Source organism: Streptomyces sp. NPDC001816 (assembly GCF_042892235.1).
Lineage (GTDB): Bacteria > Actinomycetota > Actinomycetes > Streptomycetales > Streptomycetaceae > Streptomyces.
Map to the genome: position 1 here is coordinate 63,295 of NZ_JBIATY010000014.1, position 22,247 is coordinate 85,541.

At 72.3% G+C, this 22,247-nt stretch carries 23 protein-coding genes and 1 pseudogene; 14 read left to right on the forward strand and 10 right to left on the reverse strand.

The features are described 5' to 3' along the window. Positions 1-187: 187 nt before the first annotated feature. The gene (locus ACFYZZ_RS37085) at positions 188-1,741 is read left to right on the forward strand and encodes a M1 family metallopeptidase (RefSeq protein ID WP_389185929.1); all 1,554 of its coding nucleotides are present in this window, start codon (positions 188-190) and stop codon (positions 1,739-1,741) included. Between the two features lie 216 nt (positions 1,742-1,957). Continuing rightward, positions 1,958-3,928 (forward strand): N-acetylmuramoyl-L-alanine amidase, encoded by a 1,971-nt coding sequence (locus ACFYZZ_RS37090; RefSeq protein WP_389186425.1) that lies wholly within the window; start codon positions 1,958-1,960, stop codon positions 3,926-3,928. Between the two features lie 24 nt (positions 3,929-3,952). Here the strand turns inward: ACFYZZ_RS37090 and ACFYZZ_RS37095 are convergent. After that, positions 3,953-4,423: pseudogene (locus ACFYZZ_RS37095) on the reverse strand (amidohydrolase family protein); the annotation flags it as partial. Between ACFYZZ_RS37095 and ACFYZZ_RS37100 the strand changes: the two are divergent. After that, positions 4,397-4,669, forward strand: a complete 273-nt coding sequence (locus tag ACFYZZ_RS37100) for a hypothetical protein (RefSeq protein ID WP_389186458.1) — start codon at positions 4,397-4,399, stop codon at positions 4,667-4,669. The pseudogene ACFYZZ_RS37095 and the gene ACFYZZ_RS37100 overlap by 27 nt on opposite strands. A gap of 19 nt (positions 4,670-4,688) precedes the next feature. Here ACFYZZ_RS37100 and ACFYZZ_RS37105 read toward each other — a convergent pair whose 3' ends face one another. Both ACFYZZ_RS37105 and ACFYZZ_RS37110 read right to left on the reverse strand, forming a co-directional pair. Beyond that, positions 4,689-5,414 carry a DUF2625 family protein gene (locus tag ACFYZZ_RS37105; RefSeq protein ID WP_389185932.1) on the reverse strand — a complete coding sequence of 242 codons (726 nt, stop codon included), beginning with the start codon at positions 5,412-5,414 and terminating at the stop codon, positions 4,689-4,691. Positions 5,415-5,461: 47 nt separating this feature from the next. After that, complete coding sequence (locus ACFYZZ_RS37110; protein WP_389185935.1) at positions 5,462-5,959, reverse strand: hypothetical protein; 498 nt, start codon at positions 5,957-5,959, stop codon at positions 5,462-5,464. Positions 5,960-6,046: 87 nt separating this feature from the next. Between ACFYZZ_RS37110 and ACFYZZ_RS37115 the strand changes: the two genes are divergently transcribed. The 3 genes from ACFYZZ_RS37115 to ACFYZZ_RS37125 all read left to right on the forward strand — a co-directional run bounded on the left by ACFYZZ_RS37115 (position 6,047) and on the right by ACFYZZ_RS37125 (position 8,595). Continuing rightward, positions 6,047-6,832: a maleylpyruvate isomerase family mycothiol-dependent enzyme gene (locus ACFYZZ_RS37115; RefSeq protein ID WP_389185938.1), complete on the forward strand. Its 786-nt coding sequence runs from the start codon at positions 6,047-6,049 to the stop codon at positions 6,830-6,832. Between the two features lie 93 nt (positions 6,833-6,925). Next, positions 6,926-7,285, forward strand: a complete 360-nt coding sequence (locus ACFYZZ_RS37120) for a DUF779 domain-containing protein (protein WP_389185941.1) — start codon at positions 6,926-6,928, stop codon at positions 7,283-7,285. A 74-nt stretch (positions 7,286-7,359) separates the two neighbouring features. Next, complete coding sequence (locus ACFYZZ_RS37125) at positions 7,360-8,595, forward strand: phosphodiester glycosidase family protein (protein WP_389185943.1); 1,236 nt, start codon at positions 7,360-7,362, stop codon at positions 8,593-8,595. A 14-nt stretch (positions 8,596-8,609) separates the two neighbouring features. On the opposite strand, the gene ACFYZZ_RS37130 is transcribed toward ACFYZZ_RS37125, so the two are convergent. From ACFYZZ_RS37130 to ACFYZZ_RS37155, 6 genes are all read right to left on the reverse strand, one after another. Further along, complete coding sequence (locus tag ACFYZZ_RS37130; RefSeq protein WP_386580637.1) at positions 8,610-8,804, reverse strand: hypothetical protein; 195 nt, start codon at positions 8,802-8,804, stop codon at positions 8,610-8,612. 102 nt (positions 8,805-8,906) lie between these two features. Continuing rightward, positions 8,907-9,770, reverse strand: a complete 864-nt coding sequence (locus ACFYZZ_RS37135; RefSeq protein ID WP_389185946.1) for a phosphatidylinositol-specific phospholipase C/glycerophosphodiester phosphodiesterase family protein — start codon at positions 9,768-9,770, stop codon at positions 8,907-8,909. A gap of 173 nt (positions 9,771-9,943) precedes the next feature. Then, a complete protein-coding gene (locus ACFYZZ_RS37140) occupies positions 9,944-11,026 on the reverse strand; it encodes an acyl-CoA dehydrogenase family protein (protein ID WP_389185949.1) in 1,083 nt (360 codons plus the stop codon). After that, positions 11,023-12,204, reverse strand: a complete 1,182-nt coding sequence (locus ACFYZZ_RS37145; protein ID WP_389185952.1) for an acyl-CoA dehydrogenase family protein — start codon at positions 12,202-12,204, stop codon at positions 11,023-11,025. Before ACFYZZ_RS37145 ends, ACFYZZ_RS37140 begins: the two co-directional genes overlap by 4 nt. Beyond that, positions 12,201-13,172 carry an NADPH:quinone oxidoreductase family protein gene (locus tag ACFYZZ_RS37150; RefSeq protein ID WP_389185955.1) on the reverse strand — a complete coding sequence of 324 codons (972 nt, stop codon included), beginning with the start codon at positions 13,170-13,172 and terminating at the stop codon, positions 12,201-12,203. The genes ACFYZZ_RS37145 and ACFYZZ_RS37150 overlap by 4 nt, the downstream gene beginning before the upstream one ends. 86 nt (positions 13,173-13,258) lie before the next feature. After that, positions 13,259-13,840 (reverse strand): helix-turn-helix domain-containing protein, encoded by a 582-nt coding sequence (locus ACFYZZ_RS37155; protein ID WP_389185958.1) that lies wholly within the window; start codon positions 13,838-13,840, stop codon positions 13,259-13,261. Positions 13,841-13,918: 78 nt separating this feature from the next. Here ACFYZZ_RS37155 and ACFYZZ_RS37160 point away from each other — a divergent pair, with 78 nt between their 5' ends. The 5 genes from ACFYZZ_RS37160 to ACFYZZ_RS37180 all read left to right on the forward strand — a co-directional run bounded on the left by ACFYZZ_RS37160 (position 13,919) and on the right by ACFYZZ_RS37180 (position 18,607). After that, the gene (locus tag ACFYZZ_RS37160; RefSeq protein ID WP_389185961.1) at positions 13,919-14,848 is read left to right on the forward strand and encodes an NAD(P)/FAD-dependent oxidoreductase; all 930 of its coding nucleotides are present in this window, start codon (positions 13,919-13,921) and stop codon (positions 14,846-14,848) included. A gap of 30 nt (positions 14,849-14,878) precedes the next feature. Continuing rightward, a complete protein-coding gene (locus ACFYZZ_RS37165; RefSeq protein WP_389185963.1) occupies positions 14,879-16,417 on the forward strand; it encodes an ATP-dependent DNA ligase in 1,539 nt (512 codons plus the stop codon). Continuing rightward, on the forward strand, positions 16,414-16,887 hold the full coding sequence (locus ACFYZZ_RS37170; protein WP_386580622.1) for an NUDIX domain-containing protein: 474 nt from the start codon (positions 16,414-16,416) through the stop codon (positions 16,885-16,887). The genes ACFYZZ_RS37165 and ACFYZZ_RS37170 overlap by 4 nt, the downstream gene beginning before the upstream one ends. Positions 16,888-16,962: 75 nt before the next feature. Then, positions 16,963-18,348 (forward strand): NADP-dependent succinic semialdehyde dehydrogenase, encoded by a 1,386-nt coding sequence (locus ACFYZZ_RS37175; protein WP_389185966.1) that lies wholly within the window; start codon positions 16,963-16,965, stop codon positions 18,346-18,348. Positions 18,349-18,373: 25 nt separating this feature from the next. Further along, positions 18,374-18,607 carry a DUF6213 family protein gene (locus ACFYZZ_RS37180; RefSeq protein ID WP_386580618.1) on the forward strand — a complete coding sequence of 78 codons (234 nt, stop codon included), beginning with the start codon at positions 18,374-18,376 and terminating at the stop codon, positions 18,605-18,607. Here the strand turns inward: ACFYZZ_RS37180 and ACFYZZ_RS37185 are convergent, their stop codons facing one another. Beyond that, on the reverse strand, positions 18,608-19,270 hold the full coding sequence (locus tag ACFYZZ_RS37185; RefSeq protein ID WP_389185969.1) for a transcriptional regulator: 663 nt from the start codon (positions 19,268-19,270) through the stop codon (positions 18,608-18,610). A gap of 164 nt (positions 19,271-19,434) precedes the next feature. On the opposite strand from ACFYZZ_RS37185, the gene ACFYZZ_RS37190 reads away from it, so the two are divergent. The 3 genes from ACFYZZ_RS37190 to ACFYZZ_RS37200 are packed head-to-tail and all read left to right on the forward strand — an operon-like array spanning position 19,435 to position 22,239. Further along, positions 19,435-20,499, forward strand: a complete 1,065-nt coding sequence (locus ACFYZZ_RS37190) for a type III polyketide synthase (RefSeq protein ID WP_389185971.1) — start codon at positions 19,435-19,437, stop codon at positions 20,497-20,499. Next, the gene (locus ACFYZZ_RS37195; RefSeq protein ID WP_389185974.1) at positions 20,496-21,710 is read left to right on the forward strand and encodes a cytochrome P450; all 1,215 of its coding nucleotides are present in this window, start codon (positions 20,496-20,498) and stop codon (positions 21,708-21,710) included. The genes ACFYZZ_RS37190 and ACFYZZ_RS37195 overlap by 4 nt, the downstream gene beginning before the upstream one ends. Positions 21,711-21,717: 7 nt before the next feature. Next, positions 21,718-22,239, forward strand: coding sequence for a cupin domain-containing protein (locus ACFYZZ_RS37200; RefSeq protein ID WP_389185977.1), 522 nt, complete (start codon positions 21,718-21,720; stop codon positions 22,237-22,239). Positions 22,240-22,247: the final 8 nt, after the last annotated feature.

Consider the following 22,247-nt stretch of genomic DNA (forward strand, 5'->3'; position numbering starts at 1 on the left):
GGCACGGCCGACCACTCCCCGCGGTTTGCCGTATGACCCTCTTCCCCCATCCGATCGGTTTACGCCCCGTACCTCCCCCCGTGGGAGCAAGTCGGCAGGTTTTCGCCGGAGACCGGCCCTGGGAGCCGCTGCGTCGGAATGGATGGATATAAGCACATTAATGATCTCTTACTGACATAGTGCCGCCATGGACTTCACGACCGCCGGCATCCGACGCCGCATCCGTACCCGCCGTGCGGCCCTCACCCTGGCCGGTGCCGTCGGCATCGCGGGTGCCGCCGCCCTCACCGTCGTCCTCCCCGACGGGGAGCACCGCGCGCCGGACCGCGCCGGGCACCCCGCCCCCGGTGCCTCCCCCGGCTCGCCCGGCGAGGTCCCCTCCCCCGGTGCCCGCGGTCTCGGTGACCCGCTCGCGCCGCTCGACGGGAACGGCGGCTACACGGTCCGCCGCTACACCCTCGACTTCGACTGGCGCGCGCCCCGCACGCCCTTCGCCGCGACCACCACCATCCGTGCCACCGCCACACAGGCCCTGTCCCGCTTCGACCTCGACTTCGCGGGCAACATGCTGCACGCGGTCACCGTCGACGGCACACCGGCGAAGGCCGTGCGCGACGGCGACGAGCTGGTCGTCACCCCGGCGAGGCCGATCGCCCGCGGGGGTGCGTTCACCGTCCGGGTCGCCTACACCGCCGACCCGACGCAGCGACGCCACCGCGACGACGCGATCCAGGACTACGGCTGGGTCCCCACGGCCGACGGCACCCTGCTGTCGCTCCAGCCCGACGGCGCCAGGATGGTCTGCCCGGCCGACGACCACCCCAGCGTGCGGGCACCGTTCACCTTCCGGATCACCACCCCGCCGGGGCTGACTGCGGTGGCGAACGGCCGGCTCGTCGGGCGCGTACGGCAAGCCGACGGACGGATCCGGTGGACCTACGACTCCGAGGAACCGGTCGCGGCCCAGCTGGTCCAGATGGGCATCGGGAGGTTCTCCGTCGTGGACGGCACGGGTCCGCGCGGGCTGCCCGTCCGCGACGTGGTCCCCGAGGACCTGGTCACGGACACCGAGGCGTACCGCGCGCTCACCCCCGAGCACCTGGCCTGGCTCGAACAGCGGCTCGGCCCTTATCCCTTCCGCCGCTACGGCGTGCTGGTCGGGAACACCGACCTGCCGGTGGCCCTGGAGACCCAGTCGCTGTCCGTCGTGCCGGGCGCCGATCTGTCGGGGGATCAGGTCGGCGCCGAGCGCAACCTCGTGCACGAGCTGGCCCACCACTGGACCGGCGACAGCGTCGCGATCCGGCGGTGGTCGGACCTGTGGCTGAGCGAGGGACACGCCCGTTTCTACGAGCTGCTCTACTCCGACACCCACGGCGGCATCGACCTGGCGGGCATGATGCGCGCCGCCTACGAACAGCACGACCAGTGGCGGCACGACGACGGCGCACCCGCCGAGCCGACCGCGTCCACCCTGTTCCGGCAGATGCGCTACGACGGCTCGGCGCTGGTGCTCTATGCGCTGCGGGAGAAGGTGGGCGAGGACACCTTCGACCGGATCGAACGCTCCTGGGTGACGACGTACCGGGGCCGGGCCGCCGGCACCGCGGACTTCGTCAGGCTCGCGTCCCGCGTCGCGGGCGAGGATCTGACGCCCTTTCTGACGCCTTGGCTGTACGGGCCGCACACCCCGCCCATGCCGGGACACGCCGACTGGCAGGTGGACCCGGTCGAGGACTGAGCCCGACGCCGGGCCGGGCAGGGTGCCGCCGACCGGGTGGCCTGTGCCCGACGGCTGGTCCACGCCGGTGACGCTCGGCGCGACGTGGCGCGCGAGGCACGGAAACGTACGAGGGGTGACGCGAAGGGCAACCCCCTTTGCCCTGAAGGGCAGTCAACTGTGCCCTGGTCGCACCTGTCCCTGGCCACCACGCTGAACCTCGTCGGAGGCACCTACATGAAAAAACGCGTCGCCCCCCGCGTCTCCAGTGCCGTACGCGGGCACCGGCGGATCATCTGTGTGACCGCTTCGGCGGCGCTTCTGGTGCCGTTGCTGATCGACCGCTCGGGGGAGGTCGCTCCGTCCGACCAACGTCTGCAGGACGAGTACAAGGCCGCCGCGAACGAGTACCACGTCCCCCGGAGCGTGCTCATGGGCGTGTCCTACCTGCAGTCGCGGTGGGACTCCCACCAGGGCGCGCCGAGCGTCGTCGGCGGCTACGGTCCGATGCACCTGGTGGACGCGCCCCAGCCCCAGCAGACGCCACAGCTCAAGAAGGGACAGCCGCGCACGGGGGCCGCGGGGTCGCCCTCCTCGGGCATGCCGAAACCCGCGGCGGACCTGCGACGGGCCGCACGCCTGACCGGGCTTCCGGCCGAGGAGCTGCGGACGGACGACGCGGCCAACGTGCGCGGCGGCGCGGCCCTCCTCGCGGCGACCCAGCGAAAGCTCGGCAAGCCGCTCAGCCCCAATCCGGCGGACTGGTGGGAGACCGTGGCCGCCTTCCCGGGCGCCGCCGACCGGGCCTCGGCGGAGACCTACGCCGACGACGTCTTCGACGTCATCCGCCGGGGCGCGCGCCGCGTCACCGACGCGGGGCAGCGCGTCACCCTCGCGGCGAGCCCCCGTGTCCGCCCGCACCGCCCCGCCACCACGGGCGCGCCGCGCCCGAAGGAGGTCGACTGCCCGCCTGAGCTGTCCTGCTCCTGGCTCAGCGCGCCGTACGTCGAGATCGACGACGACGAGTACGGCAACCACCAGCTGGCCGACCGGCCCAAGGACCAGCGGATCGACTACATCGTCATCCACGACACCGAGGCACCGCTGGCGTCGATGCTGCAGACGATCCAGGATCCGGAGGAGGCGTCGTGGCACTACTCCATCCGCTCCCGGGACGGCCACATCACCCAGCACGTCAGGATCAAGGACTCGGCCTGGCACTCCGGCAGCCAGTTCGTGAACGCCCGTTCGATCGGGATCGAGCACGAGGGATTCCTGCGGCATCCCGACGCCTGGTACACGGAGACGATGTACCGGTCCTCGGCCCGCCTGGTGAAATACCTGGCGAAGAAGTACGGGGTTCCGCTCGACCGGCAGCACATCTTCGGCCATGACAACGTGCCGGCCCCGACCGAGGACTCCATCCCGGACATGCACGACGACCCGGGCCCCTTCTGGGACTGGCGGCACTACTTCGACCTGCTCGGCGCGCCGCTGAAGGCGACGGCCGGGCCGGACAGCGACGTCGTGATGATCCTGCCGGACTACCCCACCTACAAGCCGCGGTTCACCGGCTGCACCAAGAGCGGTGTGACGTGTGCGCCGCACGGCTCCAGTGCGGTCCGCCTGCACACCGATCCGTACGACAACGCGCCGTTGATCCAGGACCCGGGCCGGCACCCCGACGGCCAGGACTCCACCGTGGACGTCAACGACCTCGGGTCGCGGGTCTCGGCGGGCCAGACCTTCGCGGTCGCCGACCGGAGCGGCGACTGGACGGCGATCTGGTTCCAGGGTCACAAGGCCTGGTTCAAGAATCCGCAGGGTCACCCGACGGCGGTCGGTGCGCGCGGCCTGATGGTGACCCCGAAGGAGGGCCTGCGGGAGGTCGAGGCGTTCGGCCGCGCCCTGCCGGAGGAGGACGCCTATCCGGAGGATGCGGACGAGCTGCCCGAGGAGTCGCCGCTCCCGTACACCATCCGTGCGGGCCAACGGTATGTGACGCAGTCCCGCGTCCTCGGTTCCTACCTGGAGAAACCTTCCTCCAACGACTCCCCGTCCCCGGTGGTGCGGGGCCAGGAGGAGTACTACGAGATCCAGCTCGGCCACCGGCTCGCCTATGTCCGGGCGAGTGATGTCGACGTGATCAAGTCGGCGGCCGTGGCGGCGGGCCCGCCCGGACAGGCGGTGCCCGTTCCCCAGCGCTGACCCGAAGGGTGCCCGGGCCGTCGACTACAGGTCGGCGGCCTGGTGCGTGGGCCGGCCCGCCGGCACCGTCAGGACGACCGGCAGGTCGGCCGGCTCGGTGTCGGGGACCTCCAGCGGGTTCTCGGCCAGCACCGTCAGGTCGGCACGCCGGCCGACGGCGAGCCGGCCGGCGAGGTGCTCCTCCCCGGCGGCCCAGGCCGCGTTGACGGTGATGCCCCGCAGCGCCTGCAGCGCGGTGAGGGCCTGGTCGGGCCCGTGCGGAGGCAGGGAGAGGTCGGCGGGGCGGCGGTGCCGGGTGCCGGCCATGACCTGCAGTGGCGGGTACGGCGCGATGGGCCAGTCGGAGCCGAGGACGACCCGGGCCCCGGCCGCCCACAGATCGCGGCAGCGGAACGCGCGCCCGGCACGCTCATCGCCGAGCCGGCGCGACCAGTTGTCGGTGTGGTCGGCTCGGGTGAACTCGAAGCAGTGGGTGGGCTGCATGGCTGCGCCAACCGCTACGACGGCCTCGTCCTCGCCGACGACACCCCGGGCAGCCCCTTCTGGTACACCGGCAGGGTCAACTGGGCCGGCGCGCCGGCCCTCGCGGCGGGCGTCGCCTCCTCCGCCGCGTGCGTCGACACGGTGCACACCGGGCCGGTGGCAGCCGCCCTGGGCATCGATCTCGCCCTGCCCGTGGGGCTGTTGGCGGCTTCCGGGGTGTACGCGGTGGCGATGCGTGCCGTTCGCCGCCAGGGGTGAGCAGCCGGGCGGCGGTGCCTCAGGCCTCGCCGAGGAAACCCGGGTCGGCCGGACCCAGCTGCCGGGCGAAGTCCGCCGCCGCACCCAGGACTTCGCGCATCGCCACGGCCAGCCGGGTCGTGGCAGCGAGGTCGTCCTGCGCCTCCTCGGACCACAGGAACGGGTAGACGGTGATGCCCTGCGAGAGGTCCAGGGCGGCGGCCTCCTCGCGCCAGCCCGGCGGGCGCAGCCCCTCGTAGAACGTCTCCAGCCGGCCCGACAGGAGCCACCGCACCCAGCTGGAGTGGCCCATGTCCAGGGCCTCCCACTCCAGGGTGTCGGGAGCGAAGTACGTCATCTGCCCGGGCTCGCCCGGGCGGCCCGCTCCGGCCGGGTCGTGGCCGTTGAGTGCGAACACCCCGCCGAGCACGTCGTGCCCGACGACCAGACCCGAGGCGGGATGCCAGGCGGGATCGAACTCCTCCGGGAAGCCGTTGACCCGGCCCAGACCGGGCAGACCGCCGGTCGCCGCCGAGCCGCCGCCGTACACCCGCAGCCACCCGTCGTCCAGGACGAGCCCGCCGCAGTTCAGCGCGAGCGCGCCGAGCGTGGAGCGCGCGGTGACCTGCATCTGCAGCAGGCACCGGCGGCCTTCGCCGGGGTCGCCCGGCAGCACACGGACCGGCACGGCAGTGGCCGCGAGCAGCTCCTGGAGCTGCGGCCAGGCCGGATCGTCCACCTGGGCCAGTTCGTCGATCTCGCGCATCGGAGGATCATGGCACGCCCGCCGCGCCGGGCCCCGGCCGCCCCCGGTCAGCCCCGCGCGCTGTTCTTCCGGCGCTTCCGGTTCGGCCGGTGCGGGCGCTGGAGGGTCTCCAACTCGCCCACGGCCGCGCGGATGTGCGGCGGGTCCTTCGGATCCGTCGTACCGGCGCACCACCACGACGGCCGGCCGGACTCCTCGCGCAGGTGCATCCCCAGGTCGTGCACGGCGCAGACCGGCCATGCCTGCCACAGGCGCTCCGAGACCGTGTCCTGGGCGGCCTCGGCAACGGCCTCCAGGGCGTCGGCGGAGGTGTCCGGGTCGGCCCACAGAGGGTTGCCGTGCCACTCGCCGTTGGCAAGGGCGACGTAGACCTGGTCCGGTTCGCCCTCCTCCCAGGGCACCGCGAAGAGGCACAGGGGCCGCTGCTCGGGCAGGGTCACCGCCAGGTCGCGGTTGACCGCTGCCAAGGCCTCGTCCCAGAGGGGGTGTTCGCCGGCGGGCACGAGGCGCGGTTCGGGCCGGTCGAAGGGCGAGTGGTAGCGCATGAGGGCATCCTCTCCCAGGCACCCGCCCCTCCGTCATCTCCTTGTCTCTGGGATGCTCTTGGTGCATGTCGAGGCTCGGGAGTGTGCATGAACGTTTCCCCCGCGAGGGGCGCGGCCGATGTCGACGCCCTGATCGATGACGTCGTCCGCTCCGTGGACCGGCTCGCGCAGACGATGGACGCGCTGTCCGACGCCGATTGCCGGGCGCCCTCCGGACTCGCTCCCTGGACCCGGGGCCAGGTGCTCGCGCACATCGCGGGCGGCGCGGACGCCTACGTCTGGCTGCTGCGGCTGGCGCGTACGGGCTCCGCGCCGGGGCCCCGGCAGGATGCGGCCGCCCTGGCCGAGGCGGCCGAGCGGACCGCCGCCCTGCCCGCCGACGCGCTGGCCGACCGGACACGGCGGGCCCTGGACCTGGTCGTGGCGGAGGCCCGGGGGATGCCCGCGGCGAGGTGGGACACCCTGGTGGCGGCGCTCGCCGGCTGGCGGCACCCCGCCTGGTACACCCTGCTGCGGTGTCAGCGGGAACTGGAGCACCACCACGCCGACCTCGGCCTGGAGTACGGCACCTCCGACTGGCCGGCGTCGTACGTGTCCTGGGCGCTCGACGAGACCCTCGCCACTCTGCAGACCCAGGGGCATCCCCTCTCCCGCGTCGAGGCGGTCGACCTGGGCCGCCGGTGGGCCCTGTCTCCCGAGGGCCCCTCGGTCGCCGGGCCCGGGCACCTCCTGCTGGGGTGGCTCAGCGGGCGGACTCCGGCCACGGGCCTGGTGTCCGACGGTCCGGCCGAGACCCTGCCCCCTCCCCCGAGGTGGCCGCAGCCGCCGACGCCCGGGTGGGGCCGGACCGACGACGTCCTCGGCCACGGCTGACCCACGGTCGCTGAAGAACGCGTGCTGGACGCACAGTTGACGAGCCGTGAGACTGGGGCACCTGCGACGCCCCGGCTCTCCAGGACGGTGACCATGGAAGTGGAAGTTCCCCGCGTCGAACTCACCCCGCAGGCCGCCGAGTTGGTACGCAGGCTGCGGGCCGAGCACGGTCCGCTGATGTTCCACCAGTCGGGCGGCTGCTGCGACGGCAGCGCGCCCATGTGCTACCCGGACGGCGAGTTCCGGACCGGCGGCTCCGACGTGCTGCTGGCGGAACTGGCGGTGGAGGGTGTCGAGGAGCCCGTGACCTTCTGGATGTCGAGGAGCCAGTACGAGGCGTGGAGCCACACCCGGCTGATCGTCGACGTGGTACCCGGACGAGGGAGCGGATTCTCACTGGAAGCACCCGAGGGGGTACGTTTTCTCACTCGTTCTCGCGTAGTCGACGCCTAGCTCCCCCGCGCGCCACCGCCGTCTGCTGCACTTTCTTGAGTCCTGGGACAGTTGACGAGACTTCAGGGGGCGCAGTGGCGCGTGATCGGCGGCAGACGACGGCAGGCAGATCGGTTCTCACGGTTCTCACGGCGCTCGGTGTACTGGCCGGTGCGGCCCTGGCGGGGGCGGCGCCGGCCGGTGCCGTACCACTGGGCAGGCGGGTCGCGCCGGGTGTCACCTACCGGCAGTTCGACATCGAGGAGGCGGCGGGCAGGGCACACGCCCACCTGCTCACCGTCGATCTGAACAATCCTCATGTCCGGCTGGGCCTGCTGTACCCCGGGTCGGTGGCGGCCCGCGCGACCGTCTCGAACCTGGCCGACTCGGCCGGCGCGGTCGCCGGGGTCAACGGCGACTTCTTCAACATCAGCGAGACCCAGCACCCGGGCGTGGAGGCGACGGGCGCGAGCGTGGGACCGGCGATCGCCGGCGGACAGGTGCTCAAGGCGGCGGTGCCGAAGGCCCAGCGGTTCGGGCCCTCCCTGCCGCCCGGTACGACCACGACGGACGTCCTCGGCGTGGGCACCGACGGGCGGGCCCGGCTGGACCGCCTCACCCTCAGCGGCTCCGTCGGCACGCCGGAGGGGGAGTTCCCGCTCAAGGGCCTCAACCAGTACGCACTGCCGCAGAACTCCGTCGGCGCCTTCACCTCGCGGTGGGGAAGCGTCTCGCGGGAGCGGGCCACCTGCGGCACGGACACCGACCGGGCCGGGGCGTGCAGCGAGGACACCTACGAGGTGAAGGTGCGCGGCGGTGAGGTGGTCTCCGCCTCCGACACCCCGGGCACCGGCTCGATCCCCGCGGACACCACGGTCCTGGTGGGCCGCGAGCAGGGCGCGCAGCAGCTGCGGCAGCTGTCCGCCGGCGACGAGGTGACCGTCACGCACGACCTGGTGGCGGCCACGGCCAAGGTCCCGTACAGGTTCGCGATCGGCGGCTACCCGGTCCTGCGTGGCGGCAGGCCGCTGTCCGGCCTGGACGACAACACCTCGGCCGTGCGCACCGTCGTGGGCCTCGCGGACGACGGACACAGGATGCTGCTGCTCTCGCTGGACGGGGCCGCGGCCTACCGGACGGGCATGACCATCGCCGAAGAGGCCGACCTCATGGACGGCTTGGGCGCGTCCGACGCGTTCAACCTCGACGGCGGCGGCTCGTCCGAGATGGTCACCCGGGACACGGGCGCGAGCAGCGTGACGGTCCGCAACCACCCGAGCGGCGGATCCGAGCGCCCGGTCCCGAACGGCATCGGGGTCTTCTCGTCCTGACCGCGACGGCCGCCCTACGGCCGCAGGCTGCTCACCAGGTCGGCGGTCGCGGTGAGCCCGCTGTGGATCGTGGGCGCCATGCTGGTGCTGGCCAGGTAGAAGCCGAGCAGCATGCAGACCAGGCCGTGCGAGATCTTCAGGGCGCCGTTGCGCATGAAGATCACGACAATGATCAGGAGCAGCAGCACCACAGAGATGGAAACGGCCATCGGGAACCTCCTCCGCCACGCCCCATGAGCGGCGTTCGGCCGCAAGTGTGGCGTAGCGGGGGGTTCGTCCGGGCGGCTGACATGTCCTCCGATCGTGTGGTCTTACCCGGACAGGTGTGCGTCCAGGAAGGCCTCCAGGCCGGCGAGGTCGTCGGTGTTGAGGTAGTCGACGCCGCCGGCGAGCAGTTCCGTCCACAGGGCGTCCCGGGTCGCACCCGCCGTGTCCGGGGTCGCCCAGAACCTGATCTGCTGCCCGCGCGCGTGGGCGGCACCGGTGATGTCGCGCAGCTTCTGCCGCTCGCCGTCCGGGAACGGGCCCGCGCCCACCCAGGTGAAGTTCAGCGTCCAGTTGTCGCTGATCAGCGGGGCGAAGGAGGCGGGGGCCGCGGTGCCGAGGTCGGCGAGCCGGCCGTCGTAGAAGGCGCGGCGCTCGGTCTGGGCCTCCATGGGGAGACGGGCCGCGCGGTCGCCGGAGATGACGGCGGTGACCGGACCGGGGTGGACGCGGCCGTGCGCGTAACGGGTGAACAGCTGTGGGTAGCGCCGCAGGTGCCGGTCGAGTTCGACGTACGTCGAGGAGCCCTCGGTCTTGATGTCGATGAGGAGCTGCAGCGGCTGTCGCCACCCCCGGTACACGGAGCCGTGGTTGGCCTTGACGCGAGCGGCGAGGGGGTCGAGGTAGAGGGACTCCAGGGTGCGGGTCGGGTCCAGTTCTGAGCTGTCGTGACCGATGAGCAGCTGGTCGCCGACGAGGAAGATGTCGGCCTCCACGCTGCCGAAGCGGTGGCCGAGGGCGTCGGACAGGGGCCGCGGGTGCTCGTAGTCGTTGTGGGCGTGCGCGTGCCACAGCGGGCGCGGGCCGCGGTGGCCGCCGCCCGCCCAGGCCTGGCCGGCGGGCAGGGCGACAACGCCCGCGAGGGCGGCGCCGAGGGTGGTGAGGGCTCTGCGACGGGTGGTGAGGGCCATGCGCTGCCTCCCTTGAGGGACCGGATGGGACCGGGGAGAGTATGCGTGCGCTCTCCACTCAAATGGCCCTGTTCTGAAGGGAGTTGGCCGGACTGCTGCCCTCTGTTCACTTGGTGACGGGTGCCCGCGCGAAGAAGCCCGCCCCAGGTGGGGCGGGCTTCACACGCCGTGCGTCAGGGCGCCTGGAGGTCGACCAGTTCGGCCAGGGCCTCCCGGTGGGCACCCGCGGTACCGTAGGCGATCGAGTCGGCCTTGGCCCGCTTCAGGTACAGGTGGATCGGGTGCTCCCAGGTCATGCCGATGCCGGCGTGCAACTGCAGGGCCTCCTCGGCCGCGTGGACGGCGACCGGCGCCGCGTACGCCTGGGCGACGGCGACCGTGAGGTCGGTGTCCTCGCCGGAGGCGAGCGCGTCGGCGGCGGCGCGGGCGGCGGCCCGGAGGTTGACGACCTCCAGCCACAGCTGGGCGAGCCGGTGCTTGAGGGCCTGGAACCCGCCGACCGGCCGGTTGAACTGCTTGCGCTCCTTCAGGTACCGGACCGTCTCGGTCAGCGCCCAGTCGGCGACGCCGAGTTGCTCTGCGGCGAGCAGTCCGGCGGCGCTGCGCAGGGCCCGTCGTACGGCCACGTCCGCGTCGCCGATGCGGCGGCCGGGCGCGCCGTCGAGGGTGACGGTGGCGAGCGGGCGGGTCAGGTCCAGGGAGGTCTGCGGGGTGACGGTCACGGCGTCGGCGGCGACCGCGTACAGCCCGCCGTCGTCGGCCGGGACGAGCAGGACGTCGGCGGCGGCCGCGTCCGCGATGCCCGTCAACTCCCCGTGCAGGGTGCCGTTCTCCAGCCGTACGGCCTTGAAGGCGGCGCCCGGGGCCGAGTGCAGCCCGACCGCGAGGGCGCCGATGGTGCGCCCGGAGGCCAGGTGGCCCAGCAGTTCCTCGTCCCCGCAGGCCAGCAGGGCCTCGGTGGCCACGACCGCGCTGGTGAGGTACGGGACGGGCGCGACCGCCCGGCCCAGCTCCTCCAGCACGACGGCGACTTCACGGTGAGTGGCACCCTGGCCGCCCTGCGCCTCGGGCACGAGCAGCCCGGCGAGGCCCATGCTGTCGGCGAGGGACTTCCACAGGGCGAGGTCGTGCGGAGTGTCCGACTCGGTGCGGGCGATCACGCCGGCCGCGTCGCAGTGGTCCGTGAGCAGGTCGCGGACCGCGGCGCGCAGCGCCTCTTCCTCCTCGGAGTAGAGCAGATCCGGCTGTGTACTCATCGGGCCAGGTCCTTCCATGCGACGTCCTTGTCGGTGCGCGGCTCGGCGGGCAGGCCCAGGACGCGCTCGGCGACGATGTTCAGCAGGATCTCGGTGGTCCCGCCCTCGATGCTGTTGCCCTTGGAGCGCAGGTAGCGGTAGCCGGCATCGCGGCCGACGAAGTCCACCAGTTCGGGGCGCCTCATCGTCCAGCCGTCGTACAGCAGCCCCTCCTCACCCCGGAGTTCGACCTCCAGGCCGCTGATCTCCTGGTTGAGGCGGGCGAAGGCGAGCTTCATGCCGGCGCCCTCGGGGCCGGGCTGGCCCGCGACGAGCTGCTGGCGCAGCCGCTCGGCGGTGAACCGGGCGACCTCGGAGTCGACCCAGAGCTTCAGCAGCCGCTGGTGCAGGTCGTGGGTGCGCAGTTCGGGGCGTTCCCGCCAGGTCTTCGAGACCGGGCCGATCATGCCGCCCTCGCGGGGCAGTCGCATGCCGCCGATGGCGACGCGTTCGTTGTTGAGTGTGGTCTGGGCGACCCGCCAGCCGTCGCCGACCTCGCCGAGGCGGCGGGAGTCGGGGATGCGGACGTCGGTGAGGAAGACCTCGTTGAACTCGGCCTCGCCGGTGATCTGACGCAGCGGCCGCACCTCGACGCCCGGGTCGGTCATGTCGCAGATGAAGTAGGTGATGCCCGCGTGCTTGGGCACGTCCGGGTCGGTGCGGGCGATGAGGATGGCCCAGCGGGAGTTGTGCGCGCCGGACGTCCACACCTTCTGCCCGTTGACCACCCACTCGTCGCCCTCGCGGACGGCCCGGGTGCCGAGCGCGGCCAGGTCGGAGCCGGCACCGGGTTCGCTGAACAGCTGGCACCAGACCTCCTCCCCCACCCACAACGGCCGCAGATAGCGCTGCTTCTGCTCCTCCGTGCCGTACTTGAGGATCGTCGGCGCGGCCATGCCGAGCCCGATGCCGTTGCGGCGCGAGTCGTTGTCGGGGGCGCCCGCGGCCTCCAGCTCGGCGTCCACCACGACCTGTAGGGAGCGCGGGACACCGAGTCCGCCGAGGCCCTCCGGGTAGTGCACCCAGGCCAGCCCGGCGTCGAAGCGGGCCCGGAGGAACTCCAGGCGGTCGGTCGAGGCGGGCGGATGCGCGGCCAGCAACTCGGCCGTGCGGCGCTTGAGTTCGGCGGCGTCGATCATGCGGCGGCTCCCTTGTCCATGACCACGGCCACCCGGCCGGTGGTCACCCCGTCGGCGACCCGCTGCACGGCCGCGGCCGCGTCGGCGAGCGGTACCCGCCGGCTCACCAGCGGCTTGATCGCGCCCCGCGCGGCCAGCTCGGTGAGCTGCTCGTGGCAGTGCAGGACCAGCTTCGGGTTCTTGGTGTTGTACAGGCCCCAGTGGAGGCCGAGGATCGAGTAGTTCTTCACCAGGGCGTGGTTGAGCGCGGGGCTCGGGATGGTGCCGCTGGCGAAGCCGACCACGACGATCCGGCCCTCGAAGGCGACGACCTTGGCGGACTGGGCGTAGGCCGCGCCGCCGACGGGGTCGTAGATCACGTCGGCGCCCCGGCCGCCGGTGGCCTCCTTCACGGCGGCGACCACGTCCTCGGTGCGGCGGTCGACGACCACGTCGCAGCCCAGCTCCCGGGCGACGGCGGCCTTGTCGGCACCGCCGACCACGCCGATCACGGTGGCCCCGGCCGCCTTGCCGAGCTGCACGGCCGCGCTGCCGACCCCGCCCGCGGCGGCGTGCACGAGCAGGGTCTCCCCCGCTTCCAGGTGGGCGCGGCGGTGCAGGCCGAACCAGCCCGTCTGGTAGCCGATGTGCAGCGCGGCGGCCTCGGCGTCGTCCAGGGACTCGGGCGCGGGCAGCAGGGCGCGGGCGTCGGCGAGCGCGTACTCGGCGAAGCCGCCGTACGGCAGCGCGGGGTTGGCGATCACCCGGCGGCCGTCCTCGGTCTCGCCGCAGATCTCCACACCGGGCGTGAAGGGCATCGGCGGCCGTACCTGGTACTGCCCCCGGCACATCAGGGCGTCCGGGAAGTTGATGTTGGCGGCTCGCACGCGCAGCAGCACCTGGCCCTCACCGGGCGTGGGCCGCTCCACCTCCGCCAAGCGCATCACCTCGCTCGGCTCGCCGTTCTCGTGCACTTGCCATGCCTGCATGCGGGGCCTCCACGGGACTGCTTCGTCTGACCGGGTCCGACCGCATACTAAGCGGTCGCTTGCCGTTCGGGAAGCAGGTCGGCCCGTCACTTACGAGTCGGCCGTGCCCGTACGTGCATCCGCTCCCCCTGCGGCCCGAACAGGCTGAGGAACTCCACCGGCCCTTCCCCCGCCGACCCGAACCAGTGCGGCACCCGCGTGTCGAACTCCGCCGCCTCCCCCGCCGCCAGCACCACGTCGTGTTCGCCGAGCACCAGCCGGAGCCTGCCCGAGAGCACGTACAGCCACTCGTAGCCCTCGTGGGTGCGCGGCTCCGGCTCCTGCCTGCGCTGCGGTTCGCGGACCTTGAAGGCCTGGAGGCCGCCGGGCTGGCGGGTCAGCGGCCAGAAGGTCCGGCCGTGCCGTTCGAGCGGCTTCGCCCGCACCCGGGGGTCGCCGACCGGCGGTGCGCCGACCAGCTCGTCCAGCGGTACCTGGTGGGCCTGGGCGATGGGCAGCAGCAGCTCCAGGCTGGGTTTGCGCAGGCCGGACTCCAGCCGGGACAGGGTGCTGACGGAGATGCCGGTCGCCTCGGACAGCGCGGCCAGGGTCACCTCCCGCTCCTTGCGGATCCGCCGGAGCCTCGGGCCGACGCCGGCCAGAACGTCGTCGGTGTTCTCGGTGCTCATACCCGTATTGCAGATTCGGCAAAGAAGTTTGTCAACGCGGCAGCATGTGGGCGACCGTCGGGCGCGGAGGTGGTCACCGTGACCGAGGCATATGAAGTGGTGGTGATCGGGGGCGGCGCGGCCGGCCTGTCCGCCGCGCTGGTGCTGGGCCGGGCCCGGCGGCGCACGCTGGTGGTCGACGCGGGCGAGCCGCGCAACGCGCCGTCCGCTCACCTGCAGGGCTATCTGTCCCGGGACGGCATGTCGCCCGCCGAGTTCCTGGCCGTAGGGCGCGAGGAGATCGCGCGGTACGGCGTGGAACTGGTCCGGGACCGGGTGGTGGACGCGACCAGGGACGAGGACTTCACCGTGGTGCTCGCGAGCGGCCGGACCGTATCGGCGCGGCAGCTGGTCGTCGCCACCGGCCTGAAGGACGAGCTGCCGCCGGTCCCGGGGATCGCCGAGCGGTTCGGCCGGGACGTGATCCACTGCCCGTACTGCCACGGCTGGGAGGCCCGCGACCGGGCGACCGGCGTGCTGGCGAGCAGCCCGATGAGCGTGCACCAGGCGCTGATGGTGACGCAGTGGTCCAAGGACGTGCGGTTCTTCCTGCACGAGGTGCGGGAGACGGAGCTGACGGACGAGGACCGGCGCAGGCTGGCCGCCGCCGGGGTCACCGTCGTACCCGGTGCGGTCGCGGAGGTGCTCGCCGGGGAGGACCGGCTCACCGGCGTCCGGCTGGCGGACGGCACGGTCCACGACCGCGAGGTGCTGTACGTCGCGCCACGTGCCGTTCCGCAGAACGACCTGCTCGTGCGGCTGGGCGCGGAACTGCGCGAGACGCCCTTCGGCAGCTTCCCGGTGATCGACGAGCAGGGCCTGACGACCGTGCCGGGTCTGTGGGCGGCGGGCAACGCCGGCGGCTTCGCCGAGCAGGTGGTGAACGCGGCGAGCCGTGGCTACCGGGCCGGGGCGGCGATCAACGGCGAGCTGCTCTTCGCCGACCTCGACGCGGCCGTACGGGTGTAGACCCCGCGCCCGCGGTGCGACCATGACTGCATGCTGCTGTCCCGGCTCGCCGAGGTGTCCCGGGCGGTCGCCGCGACGGCCGCCCGGTCCCGTAAGACCACGCTGCTCGCGGAGCTCTTCCGGGACGCGGAGGCGGACGACGTGCCGATCGTCATCCCCTACCTGGCCGGACGGCTCCCCCAGGGGCGGCTCGGTGTCGGCTGGAAGGTGCTGAGCCGCCCGGTCCCGCCGGCCGCCGAGCCCTCGCTGACCGTGCGGGAGGTCGACGCCCGGCTCGGCGAGCTGGGCAAGGTGTCCGGGGCCGGCTCCCAGGCGGAGCGGGCCCGGATCGTCGGCGAGCTGATGGGCGCGGCCACCGAGGCGGAGCAGCACTTCCTGCGCGGCCTGCTCACCGGCGAGGTGCGGCAGGGCGCGCTGGACGCGGTCGCCGTGGAGGGTCTGGCCCGGGCGACCGGCGCGGATCCGGCGGACGTCCGGCGGGCGGTGATGCTCGCCGGGTCACTGCAGACGGTGGCGCAGGCCCTGCTCGCCGAGGGGCCCGGGGCGCTGGACCGGTTCCGGCTCACGGTCGGCCGGCCGGTGCTGCCGATGCTGGCGCAGAGCGCCTCCTCGGTGGCCGAGGCGGTCGAGAAGCTGGGCGCGTGCGCGGTGGAGGAGAAGCTGGACGGCATCCGGGTCCAGGTCCACCGGGAGGGCAGCGCGGTACGGATCCACACCCGGACGCTGGACGACATCACAGACCGGCTGCCCGAAGTGACCCGGGCGGCCCTGGGGTTGGCGAGCGACCGGTTCATCCTCGACGGCGAGGTCATCTCCTTCGGCGCGGACGGCCGGCCCCGCTCCTTCCAGGAGACCGCCGGCCGGGTGGGCTCCCGGACCGACGTGGCGAAGGCCGCCGTTCAGGTGCCCGTCTGCCCCGTCTTCTTCGACGTGCTGCTGGTCGGCGGGCAGGACGTGCTCGACCTGCCGTTCTCCGAACGGCACGCGCTGCTGACCGATCTGGTGCCCGCACCGCTGCGGGTCCGCCGGACCGTGGCGTCGGGGCCACAGCACATCCCCGAGGCGGAACGCTTCCTCGCCGACACCCTCGCCCGCGGCCACGAGGGCGTGGTCGTCAAGGCGCTGGACGCCCCCTACAGCGCGGGCCGGCGCGGTGCGTCCTGGCTGAAGGTCAAGCCCGTGCACACGCTCGACCTGGTGGTCCTGGCCGCCGAGTGGGGCCACGGCCGCCGCACCGGCAAGCTCTCCAACCTCCACCTCGGCGCCCGCAACCCGGACGGCACCTTCGCGATGCTCGGCAAGACCTTCAAGGGCATGACCGACGCGATGCTCGCCTGGCAGACCGAGCGGCTGCGGGAGCTGGCCGTCGAGGACGACGGCTGGGTGGTCACCGTCCGCCCGGAACTCGTCGTGGAGATCGCCTACGACGGCCTGCAGCGCTCCTCCCGCTACCCGGCCGGCGTCACCCTGCGCTTCGCCCGCGTGGTCCGCTACCGCGAGGACAAGAGGGCGGCTGAGGCCGATACGGTGGAGGCCCTGCTGGCGGCCCACCCGGAGGTCAAGCCGTGACGGTGCGGACGACGAAGCGCAGCGCGGGACTGCTGCTGTTCCGGCACACCGACGACGGGCTGGAGGTGTTGCTCGGCCATATGGGCGGTCCCTTCTTCGCGAAGAAGGACGCGGGAGCGTGGACCGTGCCCAAGGGCGAGTACGAGCCCGACGAGCCCGCCTGGGAGGCGGCCCGGCGCGAGTTCCGGGAGGAGCTGGGGCTGGCGCCGCCCGACGGGCAGGCCGTACCTCTGGGCGAGGTCGCGCAGGCCAACGGCAAGATCGTGACCGTGTGGGCGATCGAGGCCGACCTGGACCCGGAGGCGATCGACCCCGGCACCTTCACCATGGAGTGGCCGCCGAGGTCCGGGCGGACGCAGGAGTTCCCGGAACTGGACCGGGTGGCGTGGTTCGCTCTGGACCGGGCCCGGGCGCTGATCATCACGGCTCAGGCCGCGTTTCTCGACCGACTGGCGGAGCACTCGGGCTGAAGGGGGCAGTACGCGTTGCGTGCGGCACCGCAGCGCGCGAAGGTCGAAGCAAGCCCGCTCCCAGGGAGGTCAGCCATGCCCATCGCGACGGTGAACCCGGCGAACGGCGAGACACTCAAGACGTACGAGTCCATGGGTGAGGAGGAGCTGGAACGCCGGCTCCAGCTCGCCGAGGCGACGTTCCGCACGTACCGGACGACCACGTTCGCCGAACGCGCCCGACTGCTGAACAAGGCCGCCGACCTGCTGGACGAGGACCAGCAGGAGATCGGCCGGGTCATGACCACCGAGATGGGCAAGCCGGTCAAGCAGGCCCGGGCGGAGGCCGCGAAGTGCGCCAAGGCGATGCGCTGGTACGCCGAACGCGCCGAGGGACTGCTCGCCGACGAGGAACCGGCCGAGGCGGACGTGCGGGACTCCGGCGCCTCGCGGGTCCGGGTCCGCTACCGGCCGCTCGGGCCCGTCCTCGCGGTGATGCCGTGGAACTTCCCCCTGTGGCAGGTGATCCGCTTCGCCGCGCCCGCGCTGATGGCGGGCAACGTGGGCCTGCTCAAGCACGCCTCGAACGTCCCCCAGACGGCCCTGTACCTGGAGGACCTGTTCCACCGGGCGGGCTTCAAGGAGGGCTGCTTCCAGACACTGCTGGTCGGCTCGGGAGCGGTCGACGGCATCCTGCGCGACGAGCGCGTGAAGGCCGCGACGCTCACGGGCAGCGAGCCGGCCGGGCGGGCCGTCGCGTCCACCTCCGGCGAGATGATCAAGAAGACGGTGATGGAGCTGGGCGGCAGCGACCCGTTCGTCGTCATGCCCTCCGCCGACCTCGACCGGGCGGCGCAGGTCGCCGTGACCGCGCGGGTGCAGAACAACGGACAGTCCTGCATCGCGGCCAAGCGGTTCATCGTGCACACCGACGCGTACGACGCCTTCGCCGAGAAGTTCGTCGCGGGCATGAAGGCGCTCAAGATCGGTGACCCGCTGGAGGAGAGCACCGAGATCGGGCCGCTCTCCACCGAGCAGGGGCGGGCCGACCTGGAGGAGCTGGTCGACGACGCGAAGCGCAGCGGCGCCCAGGTGCTGTGCGGCGGGGAACGCCCGAACTGGCCGGGCTGGTACTACCCGCCGACCGTCCTTGCGGGCATCACCCGGGAGATGCGCATCCACCGTGAGGAGGCGTTCGGGCCGGTCGCCACGCTGTACCGGGCCGGCGACCTGGACGAGGCGATCCTGATCGCGAACGACTCCTTCTTCGGGCTGAGTTCGAACGTGTGGACGCGGGACGAGAACGAGATGGAGCGGTTCGCGCGGGATCTGGAGGCGGGTAGCGTGTTCGTGAACGGGATGACCGCCTCCCATCCGGCGTTCCCGTTCGGCGGTGTGAAGCGTTCCGGGTACGGGCGTGAGCTGTCCGGGCACGGAATCCGGGAGTTCTGCAACATCACCACGGTTTGGCAGGGTGCGTGAGGACTGCGCGGCTACCATCCCGTTTGTGAACCGCGAAGTGACCCTGCCTCTGATCGTCGACGACCGCGGTGCCCTGCAGGTGGCGGCGGCCGACGTGAGTAAGTTGTTGCGGACCGTGGGTGGGCGGTGGCTGCATCTTGTCGAGGCCGGGGAGCAGGGGCTCGACGAGGATACGGTCGCCGCGTTGACCATCGAGCTGGCGAAGCTTGCGGACCGCATCGACGTGGCTTGTATCGCTCACAGCAGCGGGGCGCCGTAGCTAGGGAGTTTCCCTCAGCGAGTTCCAGAACATCGCCTCGTACGCCTGGAGCAGGCGTCCGTAGGTGTGCGCGAGGTCTGTGTTCAGGTGGCCGGATTCCAGTGCCGCCGCCACCGCCGCCGTCGCCTGTGCGTCCAGGTCGGGGGACGGCTGCGCGAAGAAGTCGAAGAAGGCGCAGGCCTCGTCCGAGAAGCCGTAGTGGTGGCGCAGGCCTTCGGCGATGCGGGCGCAATAGCCGCCCCACGCCGAGAAGTTGGCGGTGAGAGCCAGGATCGCGTCGGCCGGGGAGGCGTTGAGGGCGAGCCAGGAGACGTAGGCGGGGTAGGCCTGGCAGCCGGGCCGGGGAACGTACGTGTGCGTCTGCTCCTCGGTCACGCCGGACGCCGCCGCGAACGCGGTCAGATGCTCCCCCGCCAGCGTCTCGCCCTCGGCGAGCGAGGTGAAGAAGGCAGCCGCGGTGCGGGAGTCGGCCGTGCGCTCGGCCAGGTGTACGAAGGCGCGCTGGTCCGCGGCGATCACCCACCGCTGTTCCAGGGCCAGGGCGGCGAGGGTCTCGCGGCTCGCCTCTCCCCCGGCGATCAGCGGGACGAGGGGGTTGGTCCGCGGGTCCGGGGCGAGTTGGGCGGTCGTGGTGGCCAGTAGTTCTGCGGCCTTGGGCGTCATCCGGGCCTCCGAGGGGTGGTTCGGGCTTCAGGTCCGATCCCTACCCCTTGTCCCCGATTCGGAGTAACCCGACGAGAGATCGTCGCCCCCTCGGGTGAACCTGGGTGGACCACCTTCTGACCGGCGGGCGCCAGTCCGCCGGACGGCGAAAGCAGGGACGGCTCATGGCGACTTTGTGCAGACCCTCGGTGTCCGTACCCGAACACGTGATCACGATGGAGGAGACGCTGGAGCTGGCACGTGCGCACCACGCGGACCACCCCCAGCTCCCGCTGGCCCTCCGGCTGATCGAGAACACGGGCGTCCGCACCCGGCACATCGTGCAGCCCATCGAGGAGACCCTGAAACACCCCGGGTTCGAGGAGCGCAACAAGCTCTACGAGGCGGAGGCGAAGGCCCGTGTCCCCGCGGTGATCCAGCGCGCGCTCGACGACGCCGAGGTCCTGACCTCCGACATCGATGTCATCATCTACGTGTCGTGCACGGGCTTCATGATGCCCTCGCTGACCGCGTGGCTGATCAACGAGATGGACTTCCCGTCCAACACCCGCCAACTCCCCATAGCCCAGTTGGGCTGTGCGGCCGGCGGCGCGGCCATCAACCGGGCCCACGACTTCTGCTCGGCCTACCCGGAGGGCAACGTCCTCATCGTCGCCTGCGAGTTCTGCTCGCTGTGCTACCAGCCCACCGACCTCGGCGTCGGCTCGCTGCTGTCCAACGGCCTGTTCGGCGACGGCATCGCCGCGGCCGTGGTGCGCGGCCGGGGCGGCACGGGCGTCCATCTGGAGCGCAACGGCTCGTACCTGATCCCCAAGACCGAGGACTGGATCGCCTACGACGTCCGGGCCACCGGCTTCCACTTCCTGCTGGACAAGCGGGTGCCGACCACCATGGAGCCGCTCGCCCCGGCACTCCAGGACCTCGCGGGCACGCACGGCTGGGACGCCGCCGACCTGGACTTCTACATCATCCACGCGGGCGGTCCCCGAATACTCGACGACCTCAGCAAGTTTCTCCAGGTCGACCCGCACGCCTTCCGGTTCAGCCGGGCCACGCTCACCGAGTACGGCAACATCGCCAGCGCCGTCGTCCTCGACGCGCTGCGCCGGCTGTTCGACGAGGGCGGTGCCGAGCACCGGGCGCGCGGGCTGCTCGCCGGGTTCGGTCCCGGCATCACCGCCGAGATGACCGTGGGCCGCTGGGTCAAGGACGGCGGGATCGCGCGATGAGCGAGGAGACCGTCACGGGGATCCTGCCCCCGATCCGGCACTGGCCGGCCGTCGATCTGACCGGGACGGACTTCGACCCGGTGCTGGCCGACCTGATGCGCGAGGGCCCGGTCACCCGCGTCCAGCTGGCCAACGGCGAGGGCTGGGCGTGGCTGGTCACCCGGTACGACGACGTGCGCATGGTGGCCAACGACCCCCGCTTCGGCCGCGAGGCGGTCATGGGCCGGCAGGTGACCCGGCTCGCTCCGCACTACGTCCCGGACCGGGGCGCGGTCGGCTTCCTGGACCCGCCCGACCACACCCGGCTGCGCCGCTCGGTCGCCGCCGCGTTCACCGCGAAGGGCGTGGAGCGGATCCGCGAGCGGGCGCGCGACATGCTGGACGAGTTGGTCGACGAACTCCTCCAGGACGGCCCGCCTGCCGACCTGACGGCGACGGTCCTCAGCCCCTTCCCGATCGCGGTGATCTGCGAGCTGATGGGCGTCCCTGCGGGCGACCGGCACGACATGCACACCTGGACCCAGCTGATCCTGTCCTCCGCGCACGGAAAGGAGGCCAGCGAGAAGGCCAAGCGCGAGATGAGTGCCTACTTCTCCGACCTCATCGGGCTGCGCGAGGGCAGCACGGCCGAGGACGTCACCTCACTGCTCGGCGCCGCCGTGTGCCGGGGCGAGGTCACCCTGGAGGAGGCTGTCGGCCTCGCCGGCCTCCTCCAGATCGGCGGAGAGGCGGTCACCAACAACAGCGGGCAGCTGTTCTACCTGCTGCTGACCCGCCCCGACCTGGTCGAACGGCTGCGCTCCGATCCGGGGATCCGTCCGAAGGCGATCGACGAACTGCTGCGCTACATCCCGCACCGCAACGCCGTCGGCCTCTCCCGGATCGCCCTGGAGGACGTGGAGATCAGGGGCGTACGCATCCGCGCGGGCGACGCGGTCTACGTCTCCTACCTGGCCGCCAACCGCGACCCGGACGTCTTCACCGACCCGGAGACCATCGACTTCTCCCGCAGCCCCAACCCGCACGTGGCATTCGGCTTCGGCCCGCACTACTGCCCCGGCGGCATGCTGGCGCGGCTGGAAGCGGAACTCCTGGTGGACGCCCTGCTGGACCGGCTGCCGGGCCTGCGGCTCGCCGTACCGCCCGGACAGGTGGCTTTCAGGAAGGGCGCGTTGATCCGCGGGCCCGAGGCCCTGCCCGTGACGTGGTGAGCGACCGATGACGACGACCGAGGGACTGCTCGTGCCTCCGGGCCATGGCCGCATCGTCGCGACGTCCGCCCAGCGCGTGACGTTCAAGGTCACCGGCACCCATTCGCGGATGGCCTCCACCTTCGAGGTGGAGGTCCCGCCGGGCTTCGACGTCGGTGCCCATGTGCACACGCGCAGCGAGGAGTTGTTCTACGTCCTCGACGGCGAGCTGGACGTGCTCGCCTTCGAGCCGCGCGTCCGCACCCCCGACAACTGGCAGAAGTGGGAGTCGAGTTCGGGCAGCCGAGTGGTACGGGCAACCCCGGGCACGGTGATCGTGGTACCTCCGGGATGCCCCCACGCGTTCGCGAACCCGACGGACACACCGGCGAAGATGTTCTTCCAGGCGAGTCCGCCGCCCGATCACGAGCGCTACTTCGAGGAGCTGCTGGAGATCCTGGGGAGCGGGGGGCCGCCGGATCAGGAGGCGATAGAGGAACTACGCGCCAAGTACGACATCCAGCAACTGACTCCGCTCAGGCACAGGTGATTCCGTAA

Excerpts from the sequence above, each read along its gene's own strand:
- ACFYZZ_RS37120 (WP_389185941.1), top strand. The coding sequence starts at position 6,926 with ATGGAAGTGGAAGTTCCCCGCGTCGAACTCACCCCGCAGGCCGCCGAG.
- ACFYZZ_RS37175 (WP_389185966.1), top strand. The coding sequence starts at position 16,963 with ATGCCCATCGCGACGGTGAACCCGGCGAACGGCGAGACACTCAAGACG.
- ACFYZZ_RS37135 (WP_389185946.1), bottom strand. The coding sequence starts at position 9,770 with ATGGCCCTCACCACCCGTCGCAGAGCCCTCACCACCCTCGGCGCCGCC.
- ACFYZZ_RS37140 (WP_389185949.1), bottom strand. The coding sequence starts at position 11,026 with ATGAGTACACAGCCGGATCTGCTCTACTCCGAGGAGGAAGAGGCGCTG.
- ACFYZZ_RS37115 (WP_389185938.1), top strand. The coding sequence starts at position 6,047 with ATGAACGTTTCCCCCGCGAGGGGCGCGGCCGATGTCGACGCCCTGATC.
- ACFYZZ_RS37105 (WP_389185932.1), bottom strand. The coding sequence starts at position 5,414 with ATGCGCGAGATCGACGAACTGGCCCAGGTGGACGATCCGGCCTGGCCG.
- ACFYZZ_RS37130 (WP_386580637.1), bottom strand. The coding sequence starts at position 8,804 with ATGGCCGTTTCCATCTCTGTGGTGCTGCTGCTCCTGATCATTGTCGTG.
- ACFYZZ_RS37185 (WP_389185969.1), bottom strand. The coding sequence starts at position 19,270 with ATGACGCCCAAGGCCGCAGAACTACTGGCCACCACGACCGCCCAACTC.
- ACFYZZ_RS37150 (WP_389185955.1), bottom strand. The coding sequence starts at position 13,172 with ATGCAGGCATGGCAAGTGCACGAGAACGGCGAGCCGAGCGAGGTGATG.
- ACFYZZ_RS37145 (WP_389185952.1), bottom strand. The coding sequence starts at position 12,204 with ATGATCGACGCCGCCGAACTCAAGCGCCGCACGGCCGAGTTGCTGGCC.
- ACFYZZ_RS37155 (WP_389185958.1), bottom strand. The coding sequence starts at position 13,840 with ATGAGCACCGAGAACACCGACGACGTTCTGGCCGGCGTCGGCCCGAGG.
- ACFYZZ_RS37110 (WP_389185935.1), bottom strand. The coding sequence starts at position 5,959 with ATGCGCTACCACTCGCCCTTCGACCGGCCCGAACCGCGCCTCGTGCCC.
- ACFYZZ_RS37190 (WP_389185971.1), top strand. The coding sequence starts at position 19,435 with ATGGCGACTTTGTGCAGACCCTCGGTGTCCGTACCCGAACACGTGATC.
- ACFYZZ_RS37195 (WP_389185974.1), top strand. The coding sequence starts at position 20,496 with ATGAGCGAGGAGACCGTCACGGGGATCCTGCCCCCGATCCGGCACTGG.
- ACFYZZ_RS37165 (WP_389185963.1), top strand. The coding sequence starts at position 14,879 with ATGCTGCTGTCCCGGCTCGCCGAGGTGTCCCGGGCGGTCGCCGCGACG.
- ACFYZZ_RS37085 (WP_389185929.1), top strand. The coding sequence starts at position 188 with ATGGACTTCACGACCGCCGGCATCCGACGCCGCATCCGTACCCGCCGT.
- ACFYZZ_RS37200 (WP_389185977.1), top strand. The coding sequence starts at position 21,718 with ATGACGACGACCGAGGGACTGCTCGTGCCTCCGGGCCATGGCCGCATC.
- ACFYZZ_RS37090 (WP_389186425.1), top strand. The coding sequence starts at position 1,958 with ATGAAAAAACGCGTCGCCCCCCGCGTCTCCAGTGCCGTACGCGGGCAC.